The following is a 17,131-nucleotide window of genomic DNA, read 5'->3' as shown; positions in this document are numbered from 1 at the left end:
CCCTCGATACTGGATATAGGGGACGGGTTGTCCTCACCCGGCGATCTTGTGACCTGGACCGCGGCACTTCCGCTCAGCGCGTCTCGTTACCATGCGGGGACGCACATTCCGACGACCACTGAGACGACGAGGGACGGGCGAGCGCGTGGCCGAGGCGGCTGACTTCCAGGGGACCAGTGCCTCACCCGCGCGCCGGTGGCTGCGGCGCACCGGAGCCCTGCTCGCCGGGGCGCCCCTGCTGGCAGGGCTGCTCCAGCTGCCCGCCGCCGCGCCCGCCGCGGCCGCGTCCGGTGACCAGGTGTCCGTCGCCCTGGACTCGCTGGCCCCCAACGCCCCCACGGACGGCGACACCCTGACCGTCGCCGGCACGGTGACCAACAACGGCAAGCAGACCGTCATCGGCGCCCATGTGGGCCTGCGGGTCGGCCCGATGCTGAACACCCGTTCGGGGATCGACGACGTGGCCCGGCACCCCGACGACATCCAGGGCGTCAACGGCTCCGAGGTCGGCGGCAAGTACGAGCAGAAGTTCGCCAAGCTGGCGCCGGGCGTCGCCCAGCACTTCAGCATCTCCGTGCCGGTGGACAAGCTCGACCTCGGCGCGAACGGTGTCTACGAGTTCGGGGTCGCCCTGTCCGGGCAGACCTCCGCCCAGCCCTGGCAGCAGGTGCTCGGCGGCCAGCGGACGTTCCTGCCGTGGCAGTCGTCCGACGCCGACCCGCGGAGCAGGACGACGGTCCTGTGGCCGCTGCTGTCCACCGTCCACATGACGGCCAAGACGGGCGCCGGCGAGCTTCAGACGCCGGTGTTCCTCGACGACGAGCTGGCCAAGGAGCTCGCGCCGGGCGGCCGGCTGGACCAGCTGGTGAGCCTGGGCAAAGACCTGGACGTCACCTGGGTGATCGACCCGGACCTGCTGGCCTCCGTGGACGCCATGGCATCGGGCAACTACCGGCTGCAAGGCGCCGGCGACACCACCGTCGCGGGCCCCAAGGAGCACCAGGCGCTCGCCAAGCAGTGGCTGGCGAACCTCCAGAAGGCGGTGGTCGGCAAGGAGGTCGTCGCCCTGCCCTTCGCCGATCCCGACCTGGCCTCCCTCGCCCACCGCGGCACCAGCGTCACCGGCTCCCTCAGCCATCTCAAGGACGCCACCGACGTCGCCGCCACCACCGTGAAGACCGTGCTCCACGTCACCCCGAGCACCGACTACGCGTGGCCGGTGGACGGCGCCGTGGACCCGTCGATCATGCGGGTCGCGACCTCCGCCGGGGCGGACCGGGTGATCGCCCGCAGCGACAGCCTCCAGGAGACGGCCGGGTTGTCGTACACGCCCTCCGCCGCCCGCCCGGTCGGCGGCGGCACCACGGCGGTCGTCGCCGACGCCAAGCTGTCCACGGCCTTCGAGGGCGATCTGACGAAGGCGGACTCCGCCACGCTCGCCGTGCAGGAGTTCCTGGCCCAGAGTCTCGAGATCAACGCGCAGACGGACCAGCAGCGCAGCATCGTCGTCGCCCCGCAGCGCCTGCCCACGGCGGCCCAGGCGAAGGCGATGGCCGCGGCCGTGCGGGCGCTCCAGGGCGGCACCTGGTCCCAGGCGCAGGATCTGACGGCGGCGGCCAAGGCCAAGCCCGATCCGAACGCCACCACGCGCATCCCGTCGACGTCCGCCTATCCCTCGTCCCTGCGCCGGCAGGAGCTGCCGGCCTCGGCCTTCCAGCAGATCGCCCGGACCCAGGACAAGCTCGACGACTTCCAGGTGATCCTCTCCGACCAGTCCCGCGTGGTCACCCCCTTCGGGCGGGCCATAAACCGCGGGATGTCCACCTCGTGGCGCGGCCAGTCCGAGGCCGGGGACGGCTTCCGCAGCGGTGTCAAGTCCTGGCTGGACGATCTGGCCGGACAGGTCCGGCTGATCGACAAGTCCGAGACCAAGCTCTCCGGACGCAGCGCGACCATCCCGGTGACCGTCCAGAACAACCTCGTCCAGCCGGTCGGCCACCTGGTACTGCGCCTCACCTCGACCCAGCCGACCCGACTGAAGATCGGCGGCAAGGCGTACTACGAGCAGCCCGTCGACATCGCCGGCGGCCACGCCCAGTCCGTGAAGTTCACCACCTCGGCCAATGCCAACGGCCGCGCCACGGTGATCGCCCAGCTGTACACCGAGGACGGCCAGGAGTACGGCGCCCCCGTCAGCTTCGATGTGAAGGTCACCGAGGTCACCCCCACGGTGATGCTGGTCATCGGCGGCGGTGTGCTGCTCCTCGTCCTCGCCGGCTTCCGCATGTACACCCAGCGCAAGCGCGCCGCCGCCCGCCAGAGCGGGGAGGGCGGCGATGGCACGGCCGGAGAGCCCTCCGACGAGCCGGGGAACCCCGGCGCACCCGGAGATCGTCTCCCCGAAGAGTCCGACTCCGCCGCCGGGGCAGACGACCCGGAGCAGCCGAGTGACCCTGCGCCGGACACCGCACCGGAAAGCACCGACCCGTCCGGGACGGGTGAGAGAGTGGACCGTTGAGCGATGTCGTGGCCGGTGGGCCCGGGACGATGAGGTGGGGTAAGGCATGAACGCGCCGTACGACGGTGACCGCGGCCAGGGCGCGGCCGGCTCGGGCTACCCCGAGACGCCGCCCGAGCCCGGCCAGGTACCGCCGCAGCAAGCGGCGGACATGTACCTCCAGGACGCCTACGACCAGGACCCCTACCGGGCACACGACCTGACCGCCCAGGACCCGGTCGCCGAGGCGCTCTACGACCGCGCCGCGCACCCCCCGCCGCCTCCGGGCGCCCACGAGCAGCCGCTGTACGGACAGCCCGCCCAGTCGCCGTACGCGCCCGACCCGCGGGTGTGGGCGCAGACCCCACCGCCCGAGCCGGAGGGCGCGGCACCCCACCTGCCCTACGGCGACGACCCGCGCACCACCCAGTTCGTGGGTGTGGACGACCTGGTGTCGAACTCCGGCGAGGAGTACCACGAGCCGGACGCCTTCGCGCACCTCTTCAAGGACCAGCAGCACAGCGGCGGGCACGCGCCGATGGACCCGCCGGGCGTTCCGGGCCCGGCCGCCGCGCCGGGTATGGGAGCGGCGCCCGGCGGCCAGTACTCACCCGCCTACGGCCGGCACCCGCAGCAGCAGAATCCGTACGCCGGGCAGGGATACCCGGCCGCGCCCGCCGCGTCCTACGCCTCCGCCCAGAACCCGGTGCAGCCCCCGGCGCCCGCACCGGCCGGGACCCCGGACCCCGGTGTCCCGGCCGGGTCCGGGCCGGCCGAGACGGTCATGGCACCCGCCGTCTCCGTGGCGACCGCCGCACCCGCCAAGAAGGGCGGCAAGGTCGGCGGGCTGATGAAGTCCAGCGCCGTGATGGCGGCGGGCACTCTGGTCTCCCGGCTCACCGGCTTCGTCCGCTCCGCGCTGATCGTCTCCGCGCTCGGCCTCGGCTTCCTCGGCGACTCCTTCCAGGTCGCCTACCAGCTGCCGACGATGATCTACATCCTCACCGTCGGCGGCGGCCTCAACTCGGTCTTCGTACCGCAGCTGGTCCGCTCGATGAAGGAGGACGAGGACGGCGGCGAGGCCTTCGCCAACCGGCTGCTGACCCTCGTGATGGTGGCACTGGCCGCGCTGACCGTCCTCGCGATGTTCGCGGCCCCCCTGCTGGTCCGCCTGATCTCCAATCCGGTCGCCAGCAACCCGGCGGCCAATGAGGTCGCGGTCACCTTCACCCGCTACTTCCTGCCCTCGATCTTCTTCATGGGCATCCATGTGGTGATGGGTCAGGTTCTCAACGCGCGCGGCAAGTTCGGCGCGATGATGTGGACCCCGGTCCTGAACAACATCGTCATCATCGTGACGCTGGGCATGTTCATCTGGGTCTACGGCACCGCCGCCCACTCCCACATGACGGTCACGAACATCCCGCCGCAGGGTCAGCGCCTGCTCGGCGTCGGTGTGCTGCTCGGCCTGGTCGTGCAGGCGCTGGCGATGATCCCCTATCTGCGCGAGACCGGGTTCCGGATCCGGCCCAGGTTCGACTGGCGCGGCCACGGACTGGGCAAGGCGGCGGCGCTCGCCAAGTGGACGTTCCTGTTCGTCCTCGCCAACCAGGCCGGCGCCATGATCGTCACCCAGCTGTCCACCGCGGCCGGCAAGGACTCCGGTGTCTCGGGCACCGGTTTCGCCGCCTACGCCAACGCCCAGCTGATCTGGGGCCTGCCGCAGGCCATCATCACGGTCTCCCTGATGGCCGCGCTGCTGCCGCGCATCGCCCGCTCGGCCGCCGAGGGCGACGGCGGCGCCGTACGCGACGACATCTCCCAGGGCCTGCGGACCACCGCGGTCGCCATCGTCCCGGTCGCCTTCGGCTTCGTGTCGCTGGGCATCCCGATGTGCACCCTGATCTTCGGCAGCTCGGGCGTCGGCTCGGCCACCAACATGGGCTACATGCTGATGGCCTTCGGCCTCGGCCTGATCCCGTTCTCGGTGCAGTACGTCGTCCTGCGCGCCTTCTACGCCTACGAAGACACCCGCACCCCCTTCTACAACACCGTCATCGTCGCCGCGGTCAACGCGGGCGCCTCGGCGCTGTGCTTCTTCCTGCTGCCGGCCCGCTGGGCGGTCGCCGGCATGGCGGCCGCGTACGGCATCGCCTACGCGATCGGCGTCATCGTCGCCTGGCGGCGGCTGCGCAAGCGCCTCGGCGGCGACCTGGACGGCGCGCGGGTGCTGCGGACGTACGCCCGGCTGTGCATCGCCTCGGTACCGGCGGCCCTGCTCAGCGGCGCGGCCTGCTACGGCATCGGGCATACCCTCGGCCAGGGCGTCATCGGCTCCTTCGCCGCGCTGGTCGTCGGCGGGGCCGTACTGTTCGGTGTCTTCTTCGTCGCCGCCCGCCGGATGCGGATCGACGAACTGAACTCGCTCGTGGGCATGGTGCGCGGGCGGCTGGGCCGCTGAGGCGGGGGTAAGCGCACAACCATCGTCCGCCGCCGTGTGTCGTGCATAGCGGCGGACTGTGGGCACAATTGGTTTCGGCGTCGGACAGCGTGCAACGGATGGGGAGGCAGGGACGACGGTGGCGGAACGGAGCACGGCTGCCGTCGACGTGGCAGACAACAGCGGCGAGCAGCCGCTGACCGCGAAGGCGGACCAGTCCACGGCCGACGGGGTGGCCAAGAACCCGCAGCGGGACACGGACGGCGACGGGGGGCGGGGGAGCGACGCGAAGGGTTCCCTCCAGCAGACCTCGCCGCCCGAACTGCACAGCGGTCACAAGCTCGCCAGACGCTACCGGCTGGAGGAGTGCGTCACCCGACTGGACGGATTCAGCAGCTGGCGTGCGGTCGACGAGAAACTGCGCCGCGCCGTCGGCGTCCACGTCCTGCCGGCGGACCACGCGCGGGCCCGTTCGGTCCTCGCCGCGGCCCGCTCCTCCGCACTGCTCGGCGACCCGCGCTTCGTCCAGGTCCTCGACGCGGTCGAGGAGAACGACCTCGTCTACGTCGTCCACGAATGGCTGCCCGACGCCACCGAGCTGACCACGCTGCTCACGGCTGGTCCGCTGGAGCCGCACGACGCGTACCAGATGGTCAGTCAGGTCGCCTCCGCCATGGCCGCCGCACACCGCGAGGGCCTCGCCCATCTGCGGCTGAACCCCAACGCCGTGCTGCGTGCCTCGACCGGCCAGTGGCGCATCCGCGGCCTCGCGGTGAACGCCGCGCTGCGCGGCATCAGCTCCGACACCCCGCAGCGCACCGACACCGAGGCGCTCGGCGCCCTGCTGTACGCGGCGCTGACCCAGCGCTGGCCCTACGAGGACGACGCCTACGGTCTGTCGGGCCTCCCCAAGGACATCGGCCTCATCGCGCCGGACCAGGTGCGGGCCGGAGTCCACCGCGGTCTGTCGGAACTGGCCATGCGGGCGCTCGCCAACGACGGGGCCACCGCGTCCCGGCACGAGGCGCCGTGCACCACGCCGGAGGAGCTGGTGAAGGCGATCGGCGAGATGCCGCGCATCCGCCCGCCGGAGCCGGTGTTCACCGCGCCGCCGGAGTACCAGCGCACGACCTACCAGCAGGGCACCTACGGCCGTCAAGCGCCGCACCCCAGTGCTCCCCAGCCGATCGCCGCTCCGCCGCCCCCGCTCCAGAGCCGTACCGGCAAGGCCCTGAAGTGGGCGGTCTCCGCCCTTCTCATCGCCGCTCTCGGCCTGGGCAGCTGGCAGTTGGCGGACGCGCTGATGGACCAGAGCGGCAAGTCCGACGAGACCAACAAGAGCCGCACCACGGACGGCGGCGACAAGACCGGCAAGCAGCCTCCGGCGCCGATAAAGATCCAGGGCAGCCAGGAGTTCGTCGCCGAGGGCGATGCCCAGAGCCCCGCCAACGTCGCCAAGACGTACGACGGCAATCCCTCGACCTACTGGAAGACCAAGTCCTTCAACGACGGTCCGCCCATCGCGCCGCTGAAGCCGGGCGTCGGCATCGTCTACGACCTCGGCTCGGCCACCCAGCTCGACGCGGCCACACTCAGCCTGCGCTACGGCGGCGACCACACCACGGTCGAGCTGTACGCCGCGGACTCGCTGACCCCGTCGTCGCTGGACTCGATGACCAAGATCGGCAGTGTCACCACCACCGGCACCACCGCCGATGTGAAGGTCACCAAGCAGCTGAAGACGCGGTACGTCCTCGTCTGGCTGACTGCCCTGCCGAAGTCCGGCTACGACTCCGAGCTGTACTCCAGAGCGGGTTACAAGCAGGCCATCGGCGAAGTGAAGTTCACGGGCTGACGTCTCACCCGGACCGGAGGGGCAGATGGCGGAGGGTGCCGGATACGACGGGGTGAGCGACCAGGAGCTGCTCGCCCGCCATGTGCGGGGCGAGCCCGGTGCCTTCGGAGAGATCGTCCGACGGCACCGGGACCGGCTCTGGGCGGTCGCGCTGCGCACGCTGGGGGATCGCGAGGAGGCCGCCGACGCGGTGCAGGACGCCCTGGTGTCGGCCTACCGGGCCGCGGGCTCCTTCCGGGGCCAGTCGGCGGTGACGACCTGGCTGCACCGGATCACGGTCAACGCCTGCCTGGACCGTGCCCGCAAGGCGGCCTCGCGCAAGACAGCCCCGGTGAACGACACCGAGCGGCTGGAGCAGCTGCTGGAGCCGCACGAGTCCGCGTCCGCGCCGACCGAGCGCAAGGATCTGCACCGTCAGCTCATCGAGGCGATGGGCACCCTGGCGCCGGAGCAGCGGGCCGCGCTGGTCCTGGTGGACATGCAGGGCTACCCGGTCGCCGAGGCGGCCCGGATCCTCGATGTGCCGACGGGCACGGTGAAGAGTCGGTGCGCCCGCGGCAGAGCCCGGCTGCTGCCCCTGCTCGCCCATCTGCGTCCCGACCGGAACCGGGTGCAAGGGACATCCGTCCCATCCGCAACGGGGGCTTGCGAAGCGAGTCTCCCGGAGACGGGAACGACCGATTCAGCTGTAGCGAAGGGCGGAGGTGGGCGAGCGTGACATCGACGACGGACACGGCCGGGCACCCGGACGTCACCGAGATCTCCGACCTCGCCGAGGGTCTCCTCCCGCCCGGCCGCAGCACGGACGTGCGGCGCCATCTGGACGCCTGCGAGCCCTGCGCGGAGGTCTACACCTCCCTGGAGGAGATCCGGAGGCTGCTGGGCTCCGCGCAGGCGACGGAGCCCATGCCGGTCGACGTGGCCCAGCGCATCGATGCGGCCCTGGCCGCCGAGGCACCGCTCATCGCTTCCCGACCGGACACCGCGGTCGATGTTTCACGTGAAACATCGACCACTGCCGCACACGAAGCAACCGCTCCGGCGGACCGGTCCGCCAGCCGCTCCACCGACCGCCCCATCGGCCGTCCGCAGGCCGCGACCGGGCCGGGCCGGAAGAAGAACGGGCCCGGACGCCACCGCAGGACCGCCGTGTTGGGCGGTGTGCTGGCTGCCGCCGTCCTGGGCGCCGGTGCGCTGGTGCTCCAGTCCTTCGGCGGCGGTACATCCTCCCCGACGGCCCACGGCAGGCCGAGCACGTCCGCCGACGCGTTCTCGGGCAGCAGCGTCCAGAACCAGGTACGGGAGCTGCTGACCGCGAAGAAAAGCCCTCAGCGGGAGGGAGGCCAGCAGCCGGGAGCCGACCAGAACACCCCGCAGACGGGCGAGAGCGCGCACACCCTCCTCCAGCCCCAGGTCGCCGTCCCCGACTGCGTCCGGCTCGCGGTGCCGCGGGGCGAACAGGCCCTGGCGGCGAAGGCCGGTACATACGGCGGGAAGAGTGCCTATCTCGTCGTCCTCCCCGACCGTCGGGACAGCGCGCGCGTCACGGCCTACGTGGTCGACGCCGCCTGCGTCGGACAGCGGTCCGTCTCCGCCGGCAAGGTTCTGCTGAAGCAACCCGTCGCCCGTCCCTGATCCGCGTCCCGGCCAGTCGTCTCGCGCACGCGTGTGCCCGGACACAGCGGGAATGCGCGCCCCGTAGGATCCGTTGGGTGGGGTGAGAGCCCCGAAAGGGACTTCCACCGGTCGACTGACGCAGACCAGAGACGAGGAATAAAGCCGTGAGCGATGTCCGTAACGTGATCATCATCGGCTCCGGGCCCGCAGGCTACACGTCGGCGCTCTACACCGCCCGTGCGTCGCTGAAGCCCCTGGTGTTCGAGGGCGCCGTCACCGCCGGTGGCGCGCTGATGAACACCACCGAGGTGGAGAACTTCCCGGGCTTCCGTGACGGCATCATGGGCCCCGACCTCATGGACAACATGCGGGCGCAGGCCGAACGCTTCGGTGCCGAGCTGATCCCGGACGACATCGTCTCGGTCGACCTCACCGGGGAGATCAAGACCGTCACCGACACCGCGGGCACGGTCCACAAGGCCAAGGCGGTCATCGTCACCACCGGCTCCCAGCACCGCAAGCTCGGCCTCCCGAACGAGGATGCGCTGTCCGGCCGCGGTGTCTCCTGGTGCGCCACCTGCGACGGCTTCTTCTTCAAGGACCAGGACATCGCCGTGATCGGCGGCGGCGACACCGCGATGGAGGAGGCCACCTTCCTCTCGCGCTTCGCCAAGTCCGTGACGATCGTCCACCGCCGGGACACCCTGCGCGCCTCCAAGGCGATGCAGGAGCGCGCCTTCGGCGACCCGAAGATCAAGTTCGTCTGGGACAGCGAGGTCGCCGAGATCCAGGGCGAGCAGAAGCTCTCCGGCCTGAAGCTGCGCAACCTCAAGACCGGCGACCTGTCCGAGCTGCCCGTGACGGGTCTGTTCATCGCGATCGGCCACGACCCGCGCACCGAGCTGTTCAAGGGTCAGCTGGACCTCGACGAGGAGGGCTACCTGAAGGTCGCCTCCCCGTCCACCCGCACCAATGTGACCGGTGTCTTCGCCGCCGGTGACGTGGTCGACCACACCTACCGCCAGGCGATCACCGCGGCCGGCACCGGCTGCTCCGCCGCCCTGGACGCCGAGCGCTACCTCGCCGCCCTCGCGGACGAGGACCAGGCCGAGCCCGAGAAGACCGCCGCGGTCTGACCCTCCTCTCAGCTTCCTCCCCTCTCCCACCCCACGATCAAGTTAAGGAGCCCAGCGTGGCCGCCCTGAAGAACGTGACCGACGCCTCCTTCGACGAGGACGTCCTCAAGAACGACAAGCCCGTCCTGGTGGACTTCTGGGCCGCCTGGTGCGGTCCCTGCCGCCAGATCGCCCCCTCGCTGGAGGCGATTGCGGCCGAGCACGGCGACAAGATCGAGATCGTCAAGCTCAACATCGACGAGAACCCGGCCACGGCCGCCAAGTACGGCGTCATGTCCATCCCGACCCTGAACGTCTATCAGGGTGGCGAGGTCGCCAAGACCATTGTCGGCGCCAAGCCCAAGGCCGCGATCGTCCGCGACCTCGAGGACTTCATCGCCGAGTGATGTTTCACGTGAAACATGAAGGGGCCGACCTCCACGGGTCGGCCCCTTCGTTCGTAACCGTCTAGGGAAGTGCCACTACAACGGCCGCAGCGCCGGCTCCTTCTGGACCGCGCCCAGCAGCCGGTCGATCGCCATCTCGACGTCTTCCTTCCAGGAGAGCGTCGACCGCAGCTCCAGCCGCAGCCGGGGATGCGCCGGATGCTGCCGTACCGTCTTGAAGCCCACGGCCAGCAGATGGTCCGCCGGCAGCAGACAGGCGGGCTCCCTCCAGCGGGCGTCACCGAATGCCTCTATGGCCTTGAAGCCCCGGCGCAGCAGATCCTTGGCCACCGTCTGCACCAGCACCCGGCCGAGCCCCTGGCCCTGATAGCCGGGCTTGATGAAGGCCGTGATCAGCTGAACGGCGTCCGGTGAGACCGGGCTCGTGGGGAAGGCGGACGAACGCGGGACATAGGCGGGAGGGGCGTAGAGCACATAGCCCACCGGTGCGTCATCGACATAGACCACGCGGCCGCAGGAGCCCCAGTCGAGCAGGACGGCGGAGATCCAGGATTCCTTCTCCTCGGCGGCCATACCGGCCTTGACCGCCGCCTCCCCGCTGACAGGGTCCAGCTCCCAGAAGACACAGGAGCGGCAGCGCTGCGGAAGGTCCTGAAGGTTGTCCAGTGTGAGCGGCACCAGCCGACGCCCCATGAAGGCCCTTCCTCGCTTCCCTCACCGGCCGCCGCGGTGCGAACGGCCGTCCGAGCACTGCGCTCCCTGAACACTCGCATCGTATCCAGGATGCGATTCACTCGATACTGCCGCAAAGCAAAGAGCGGGCCGTGTTCCGGTACACACCGGACACGCCCGCTCGTCGCATGATCCCAGGGGATCGAAGCGTCCAGGGATCAGTCGTCCTGGTCGTCCTCGGCGCTCTCCTGGAGATCGTTCGGCAGGACCCGGCCCTCGCCCGGGGCGAGGGTGCCCAGGATCCGCTGGAGGTCCTCCATGGAGGCGAACTCCACGGTGATCTTGCCCTTCTTCTGCCCCAGGTCGACCTTCACACGGGTCTCGAAGCGGTCCGACAGCCGGGTCGCCAGCTCGTTCAGCGCCGGGGAGAGCCGGGAGCCGGCCCGCGGTCCCTTGGGCCGCTGCGGCTTCTGCGGCCGGGAGCCCATGAGGGTGACGATCTCCTCGACGGCCCGCACCGACAGCCCCTCGGCCACGATGCGATGGGCCAGCCGGTCCTGCTCCTCCGAGTCCGCCACGGACAGCAGCGCCCGTGCGTGCCCGGCGGAGAGCACCCCGGCGGCGACCCTCTTCTGCACCGTCGGCGAGAGCTTCAGCAGCCGCAGGGTGTTGGAGACCTGGGGGCGGGAGCGACCGATCCGGTCGGCCAGCTGGTCGTGCGTGCAGTTGAAGTCCTTCAGCAGCTGGTCATAGGCGGCGGCCTCTTCCAGCGGGTTCAGCTGCGCGCGGTGCAGGTTCTCCAGCAGCGCGTCCAGGAGGAGCTTCTCGTCCTCCGTGGCCCGGACGATCGCCGGGATGGCCTCAAGGCCGGCCTCACGGCAGGCGCGCCAGCGGCGCTCGCCCATGATCAGCTCATAGCGGCCAGTGCCCAGCTGCCGTACGACGACCGGCTGGAGCAGACCGACCTCCCGGATGGAGGTGATCAGCTCGTGCAGGGCGTCCTCGTCGAAAACCTCGCGTGGCTGGCGCGGGTTCGGCGTGATCGCGTCCAGGGGGATCTCGGCGAAGTGGGCGCCCAGCGGAGGCGCGAGCGTCTCCGCGTCCGGGCCGGCCGGCCGCTCCTCGTCTTCCTGGGCAGGCGACGGCAGCGTGGCCACCTTCGCCGCGGCAACCCCGCGCTCCGCCGTCAGGACCGGGACGCCCGCGGGAGAGGCGGACGCACCGCCGCCCAACGCGGCCGGCACCGGGTTCTTCTCGACCGGGGCAGCAGGGATCAACGCGCCCAGACCTCGGCCCAACCCCCTCCGTCGCTCACTCACTGGATCCCCTCCACCATGCTCGGGTCGCTCTGGGCACCGACATGGGCCTGGCTCGCGTCATAGCTGATGCCAACGCCCCTCAGCGCGATTTCTCGGGCCGCCTCAAGATACGAGAGGGCGCCGCTCGATCCAGGATCGTAAGTCAGCACCGTCTGCCCGTAGCTCGGCGCCTCGGAGATACGGACCGAGCGGGGAATGCTCGTCCGCAGCACCTCTTCGCCGAAGTGGCTGCGCACCTCTTCCGCGACCTGGGAGGCGAGACGCGTCCGGCCGTCGTACATGGTGAGCAGGATGGTCGATACATGCAGGGCGGGGTTGAGGTGCCCCCGCACCAGATCGACATTGCGCAGCAGCTGGCCCAGGCCCTCCAGCGCGTAGTACTCGCACTGGATCGGGATGAGGACCTCTTGGCCCGCGACCAGCGCATTGACCGTCAACAGGCCGAGCGAGGGCGGGCAGTCGATGAGGATGTAGTCCAACGGCTGCTCATACGCCTGGATCGCGCGGTCCAGGCGGCTTTCGCGGGCCACCAGGGACACCAGCTCGATCTCCGCTCCGGCGAGATCGATGGTGGCCGGGGCGCAGAAGAGTCCTTCGACGTCCGGTACCGGCTGAACGACCTCGGCGAGCGGCTTGCTCTCCACCAACACGTCGTAGATCGACGGAACTTCGGCGTGGTGGTCGATCCCGAGGGCCGTGGACGCGTTGCCCTGCGGGTCCAGGTCGATCACCAGCACACGGGCACCGTGCAGAGCCAGCGAGGCGGCAAGGTTGACGGTCGTCGTCGTCTTGCCCACGCCACCCTTCTGGTTGGCGACCACCATGACACGCGTCTGCTCCGGTCGCGGCAGACCTTCGCCGGCGCGACCGAGAGCCTCCACGGCCAGTTGGGCCGCACGACCGATGGGGGTGTCGTCCATCGGGGGCGGTGTTTCACGTGAAACATCCGTCCCCATCGACTCGGTTCGGGGACCGGGGACCGGATCGGTCATCGGTCCCGCGATGTTGGCGTCGGACCGCAAGGATTCACTCTCCTCGACTTCAGGCTCGCAATGAACAGAGCCTCCCATGCCTTCGGGGTCATGAACCAGCGAGGCCGGGTCTTCTGTGGAGAAATCCACCTCTGTGGACAACTCCGTGCCCTCTGCGGGGGACGGAGCCGGCTTGGCGGAGGGGCCCGAGCCTCCTCCGAGAGAACCGAGGGGTTTCCGGTCGCGGGGTTCGGCCGCGCGGCCGCGACTGATGATGCCGTGCAACAGTGAGCGACGTTTCACGTGAAACAACGATGCACAGCACCGGCGACCGGGACCCCGCGACACTCCGTCGTGCGTGGGCGGGCAGCTTGTGTGGAGTACGTCCGGTCTGCTCAGCGACGCCGGCGTGCGCGGCCCGTGCGCGCGGCCTTCGCCCGCTTGGCGGCGAAGCGCACACCGCCGGGGCTCTCCCCGACCTCGACCCGGACCACCGTGGAAAGGGGGTCCACGATGCCCTCGCCCACATGGAGGATCGAGGTCTCCACCGCACCGAGCTTGCTCAGCGCGGTGGCCGAGGCCTTCAGCTCCTCCTCGGCGGTGTCGCCCTTGAGGGCCAGCATCTCGCCGTACGGGCGCAGCAGCGGAATCCCCCAGGTGGCGAGGCGGTCCAGCGGGGCCACGGCGCGGGCGGTCACCACATGGACCGGCGCCAGCTTGCCCAGGACCTCCTCGGCACGTCCCCGCACGACGGTGACATGGTCCAGGCCGAGCAGCTCGACGACCTCGGTGAGGAAGTTGGTGCGCCGCAGCAAGGGCTCCAGCAGGGTGATGTTGAGGTCCTCGCGGACCAGGGCCAGCGGGATGCCCGGCAGCCCGGCGCCGGAGCCCACGTCGCAGACCGTCACGCCCTCGGGGACGGCCTCGGAGAGCACCGCGCAGTTCAGGATGTGCCGCTCCCACAGGCGGGGCACTTCCCGCGGGCCGATCAGACCTCGCTGCACGCCCGCCTCCGCGAGCAGCTCCGCGTAGCGCACCGCATCGGCGAAGCGATCACCGAATACTTCGCGCGCCTGCTCGGGCGCGGGGGGAAGCTCCGCTGCCTCCGTCACGGGGACCGTCCTTCCGTACAGCGCCGGTGCTTCGCGCACCGGCCACCAGAACTACCAGGCTGACAAAGTTCGGCCCCGCCTGCTCAACAGACGGGGCCGGTGTAACAAGGGGGACCGATCAGGCGGGCAGCACGACGACGAACCGCTGCGGTTCCTCGCCCTCGGACTCGCTGCGCAGCCCGGCGGCCTTGACCGCGTCGTGCACGACCTTGCGCTCGAAGGGGGTCATGGGCCGCAGCTTCACGGGCTCGCCGGAACTCTTCACATCGGCGGCGGCCTGGGCGCCCAGCTCGGACAGCTCGGCCCGCTTGGTGGCCCGGTACTCGGCGATGTCCAGCATCAGCCGGCTGCGGTCACCGGTCTCCCGGTGCACGGCCAGACGCGTCAGCTCCTGAAGGGCCTCCAGCACCTCGCCGTCCCGGCCGACCAGCTTCTGCAGATCCCGGCTGCCGCTGTCGCTGATGATCGACACGGAGGCCCGGTCGGCCTCGACATCCATGTCGATGTCGCCGTCGAGGTCGGCGATGTCCAGCAGACCCTCCAGGTAGTCCGCCGCGATCTCACCCTCCTGCTCCAGGCGGGAAAGGGTGTCTGCACCCTCGGCAGCGGCGGAGGTGGTGCCTTCCGTCACGGGCTGGGCTCCTTCTTACTTCTTGGACGGGGACTTGGGCCGCTGCGGACCGCCCTTGCGCTGGCCGCTCTGGGCCTTGCTGCGGGCGCCCGTGCCGGGCTTCGATGCCTGCTGGGCAGCGGCGGGCTTGCTGTCCTGCGGCTGGTCGGTCTTCTCCGACGAGTCGGGCTGACCGGCAGAGTCGGACTTCTCCAGGGACGGGGAGTCGCCCGCCTGCTTGGTCCCGCCGGACTGGCGCTGGGACTTGCTCTGGCGCTTCGGCTGCTGGCGCCGCGGGGCGGCACCGGCGGTGGTGATCGCGCCGTCCTCGGTCCCCGCCTCGGTCTCGGCCGCCACGCTCTTGACCACGGTGCCGTCCGCCTGGGCGGCGAGGCCGGCCTTGTTCAGGGCGTTGATGAACTTGCGCTCGAACTCGTTGCGCTCGCGGCCCTTGGCGACGATCGCCTTGATGATCGCCTTCTCGCTGCGGCGGCCGACCTTGCCGTGGTGCGTGACGTGCTTGGTCAGGCGCTCCAGGTACGCGGCCTGGGCCTTGGAGCCCGGCGTCGGGTTGTTACGGATGACGTACATCTGCTGGCCCATGGTCCACACGTTGGTGGTCAGCCAGTAGACGAGGACACCGACCGGGAAGCGGATACCGAAGAAGGCGAACATGATCGGGAAGACGTACATCAGCATCTTCTGCTGCTGCATGAACGGCGTCTTCACCGTGGTGTCGACGTTCTTCGTCATCAGCTGGCGCTGCGTGTAGAACTGCGACGCCGACATCAGGACGATCATGATCGCGGTGACGACGCGGACGTCGGTCAGCGAGGCGCCGAGCTTCTGCACCGTGTCGGCGCCGTCCAGGAACTTCGCGGCCAGCGGGGCCCCGAAGATGTGCGCCTGGCGGGCGCTGGCGAGCAGGTCGGAGTTGATGTAACCGATCTTGGTGCCCGACGCGATGCCGTTGAGCACGTGGTACAGAGCGAAGAAGAACGGCGACTGCGCCAGGATGGGAAGGCACGAGGAGAGCGGGTTGGTACCCGCCTCCTTGTACAGCTTCATCATCTCTTCGGACTGACGCTGCTTGTCGTTCTTGTAGCGCTCCTGGATCTTCTTCATCTCCGGCTGGAGCGTCTGCATCGCGCGAGTCGCCTTGATCTGCTTCACGAAGAGCGGGATCAGGCAGATGCGGATCAGGATCACCAGGGACACGATGGACAGGCCCCAGGCCCACCCGGTGTCAGGTCCGAAGATCGCCCCGTACACCGTGTGGAACTGGACGATGACCCAGGAGACGGGCCAGGTGATGAAACTGAAGAGGCTGGCAATCGTGTCCACTAATCATGCTCCTTGGGCATGGGACGAGGTCTCTGCGGCCGGGCTCGGAGGAAGCTCGGAGACAAAGTCCTCGGGCTTCGCTTCGGTGGCCGGTTCGGCGGCGGAGGGCCCGCCCCGGCGTGCGCGCCAGGCGTCGCGCAGCATTTCGTGCCACCGCGGACGCTTGCGCGGCGGGACATGGTCCACACCGCCCAGCGACCACGGATTGCACCGGAGGATGCGCCAGGCGGTGAGTGCCGTGCCCTTGATCGCACCATGCCGGTCGATGGCCGTGTAGCCGTAATGGGAGCACGACGGGTAGTACTTGCACACCGGCCCGAGCAGTGGACTGATCGTCCACTGGTACAGCTTGATCAGAGCCAGTAGCGGGTACTTCATCGCGTGCCCCCTCCCAGCAGCCGCCGTAGGGCGGCATCCAGGTCTTGGGCCAGCTGTGCATGGTCGGCGTCGCCCGCCCCGGGCAGCGCTCGTACCACTACCAGGCTACCGGGAGGGAAAAGTGCGACTCGGTCACGCATCAGATGACGCAGTCTGCGCTTCACTTTGTTGCGCACGACCGCGCCACCCACGGCCTTGCTGACGACGAAACCCGCACGCGTCGGAGGAGCGCTCTCCCCAGGCGCGTGCGGGTCCGTGGCACCGCTACGAAGGTGGACGACGAGGGTCGGGCGACCAGCCCGGCGACCTCGTCGTACAGCGGTCGCGAAGTCCTCGCGCCGCCTCAGCCGGTTGTCGGTGGGCAGCACGATGTCATGACCTGACCGGGATCAGGCGGACAGACGGGCGCGACCCTTGCTACGGCGGGACGCGAGAATCGCGCGGCCGGCACGGGTGCGCATACGCAGCCGGAAGCCGTGGGTCTTCGCGCGACGACGGTTGTTCGGCTGGAAGGTGCGCTTGCTCACTCGGGGGCTCCAGAAAGAATCGGTAGTGGCGGGGTGCCGTCCTGGCTGTCACCGTGCGCCCACGAGTAGCTCGCGTCACGCCCGAGTGCACCGCTTCCCGATCACCTGACGCGATCTGTGCCCATCGGAGGCAGGCGGCAGCAGCCATCGACAACTCGACCTGGTTACGGTACGCGGGGCTACGCCATCCGGTCAAACCGAGTGTCGCTGGGAGACACTGTCCACAGGCTGGGGACAACAACTTGAATGCTACCGGCCGCGCTGACT

At 70.0% G+C, this 17,131-nt stretch carries 16 protein-coding genes; 7 read left to right on the top strand and 9 right to left on the bottom strand.

The genetic code is table 11. From position 1 onward, the window contains the following. Nucleotides 1-145 precede the first annotated feature (145 nt). The 7 genes from ACE4Q9_RS16885 to trxA all read left to right on the top strand — a co-directional run bounded on the left by ACE4Q9_RS16885 (nt 146) and on the right by trxA (nt 9,931). A complete protein-coding gene (locus ACE4Q9_RS16885; protein ID WP_397985059.1) occupies nt 146-2,518 on the top strand; it encodes a DUF6049 family protein in 2,373 nt (790 codons plus the stop codon). Between the two features lie 46 nt (nt 2,519-2,564). Then, nucleotides 2,565-4,958, top strand: coding sequence for a murein biosynthesis integral membrane protein MurJ (gene murJ, locus ACE4Q9_RS16880; protein WP_397985058.1), 2,394 nt, complete (start codon nt 2,565-2,567; stop codon nt 4,956-4,958). Nucleotides 4,959-5,076: 118 nt separating this feature from the next. Next, nucleotides 5,077-6,792, top strand: a complete 1,716-nt coding sequence (locus ACE4Q9_RS16875; RefSeq protein WP_397985057.1) for a protein kinase family protein — start codon at nt 5,077-5,079, stop codon at nt 6,790-6,792. 25 nt (nt 6,793-6,817) lie between these two features. Beyond that, nucleotides 6,818-7,510, top strand: coding sequence for an RNA polymerase sigma factor SigM (gene sigM, locus ACE4Q9_RS16870; protein ID WP_397985056.1), 693 nt, complete (start codon nt 6,818-6,820; stop codon nt 7,508-7,510). After that, on the top strand, nt 7,507-8,427 hold the full coding sequence (locus ACE4Q9_RS16865; protein WP_397985055.1) for a zf-HC2 domain-containing protein: 921 nt from the start codon (nt 7,507-7,509) through the stop codon (nt 8,425-8,427). Before sigM ends, ACE4Q9_RS16865 begins: the two co-directional genes overlap by 4 nt. 146 nt (nt 8,428-8,573) lie before the next feature. Then, a complete protein-coding gene (trxB, locus tag ACE4Q9_RS16860; protein ID WP_397985054.1) occupies nt 8,574-9,545 on the top strand; it encodes a thioredoxin-disulfide reductase in 972 nt (323 codons plus the stop codon). Between the two features lie 56 nt (nt 9,546-9,601). Next, nucleotides 9,602-9,931 (top strand): thioredoxin, encoded by a 330-nt coding sequence (trxA, locus tag ACE4Q9_RS16855; RefSeq protein WP_037650402.1) that lies wholly within the window; start codon nt 9,602-9,604, stop codon nt 9,929-9,931. Nucleotides 9,932-10,006: 75 nt separating this feature from the next. Here trxA and ACE4Q9_RS16850 read toward each other — a convergent pair whose 3' ends face one another. The 9 genes from ACE4Q9_RS16850 to rpmH form a co-directional block, all read right to left on the bottom strand. After that, nucleotides 10,007-10,624, bottom strand: coding sequence for a GNAT family N-acetyltransferase (locus ACE4Q9_RS16850; RefSeq protein ID WP_397985053.1), 618 nt, complete (start codon nt 10,622-10,624; stop codon nt 10,007-10,009). 197 nt (nt 10,625-10,821) lie between these two features. Beyond that, nucleotides 10,822-11,922, bottom strand: coding sequence for a ParB/RepB/Spo0J family partition protein (locus ACE4Q9_RS16845; protein ID WP_397985052.1), 1,101 nt, complete (start codon nt 11,920-11,922; stop codon nt 10,822-10,824). Continuing rightward, nucleotides 11,919-12,992, bottom strand: coding sequence for a ParA family protein (locus tag ACE4Q9_RS16840; RefSeq protein ID WP_397987242.1), 1,074 nt, complete (start codon nt 12,990-12,992; stop codon nt 11,919-11,921). The genes ACE4Q9_RS16845 and ACE4Q9_RS16840 overlap by 4 nt, the downstream gene beginning before the upstream one ends. A 296-nt stretch (nt 12,993-13,288) precedes the next feature. After that, complete coding sequence (gene rsmG, locus ACE4Q9_RS16835; protein WP_397985051.1) at nt 13,289-14,005, bottom strand: 16S rRNA (guanine(527)-N(7))-methyltransferase RsmG; 717 nt, start codon at nt 14,003-14,005, stop codon at nt 13,289-13,291. A gap of 118 nt (nt 14,006-14,123) precedes the next feature. Next, on the bottom strand, nt 14,124-14,636 hold the full coding sequence (locus tag ACE4Q9_RS16830; protein WP_397985050.1) for a protein jag: 513 nt from the start codon (nt 14,634-14,636) through the stop codon (nt 14,124-14,126). A 15-nt stretch (nt 14,637-14,651) separates the two neighbouring features. Then, nucleotides 14,652-15,959: a membrane protein insertase YidC gene (gene yidC, locus ACE4Q9_RS16825; protein WP_397985049.1), complete on the bottom strand. Its 1,308-nt coding sequence runs from the start codon at nt 15,957-15,959 to the stop codon at nt 14,652-14,654. Nucleotides 15,960-15,962: 3 nt separating this feature from the next. Continuing rightward, entirely contained in the window at nt 15,963-16,337 is a 375-nt protein-coding gene (gene yidD / locus ACE4Q9_RS16820) for a membrane protein insertion efficiency factor YidD (protein ID WP_145488813.1), read from the bottom strand. Beyond that, the gene (gene rnpA / locus ACE4Q9_RS16815; RefSeq protein ID WP_397985048.1) at nt 16,334-16,705 is read right to left on the bottom strand and encodes a ribonuclease P protein component; all 372 of its coding nucleotides are present in this window, start codon (nt 16,703-16,705) and stop codon (nt 16,334-16,336) included. The genes yidD and rnpA overlap by 4 nt, the downstream gene beginning before the upstream one ends. Nucleotides 16,706-16,726: 21 nt before the next feature. Continuing rightward, entirely contained in the window at nt 16,727-16,864 is a 138-nt protein-coding gene (gene rpmH / locus ACE4Q9_RS16810) for a 50S ribosomal protein L34 (protein WP_003956500.1), read from the bottom strand. Between the last annotated feature and the right edge of the window lie 267 nt (nt 16,865-17,131).

This window comes from Streptomyces sp. AM6-12, from assembly GCF_044327085.1.
Lineage (GTDB): Bacteria > Actinomycetota > Actinomycetes > Streptomycetales > Streptomycetaceae > Streptomyces.
The sequence above is the reverse complement of the archived record's forward strand: the minus strand, read 5'-3'. Positions and strand labels throughout refer to the sequence as shown.

Excerpts from the sequence above, each read along its gene's own strand:
- murJ (WP_397985058.1), top strand. The coding sequence starts at position 2,565 with ATGAACGCGCCGTACGACGGTGACCGCGGCCAGGGCGCGGCCGGCTCG.
- yidD (WP_145488813.1), bottom strand. The coding sequence starts at position 16,337 with ATGAAGTACCCGCTACTGGCTCTGATCAAGCTGTACCAGTGGACGATC.
- ACE4Q9_RS16850 (WP_397985053.1), bottom strand. The coding sequence starts at position 10,624 with ATGGGGCGTCGGCTGGTGCCGCTCACACTGGACAACCTTCAGGACCTT.
- sigM (WP_397985056.1), top strand. The coding sequence starts at position 6,818 with ATGGCGGAGGGTGCCGGATACGACGGGGTGAGCGACCAGGAGCTGCTC.
- ACE4Q9_RS16840 (WP_397987242.1), bottom strand. The coding sequence starts at position 12,992 with ATGGGAGGCTCTGTTCATTGCGAGCCTGAAGTCGAGGAGAGTGAATCC.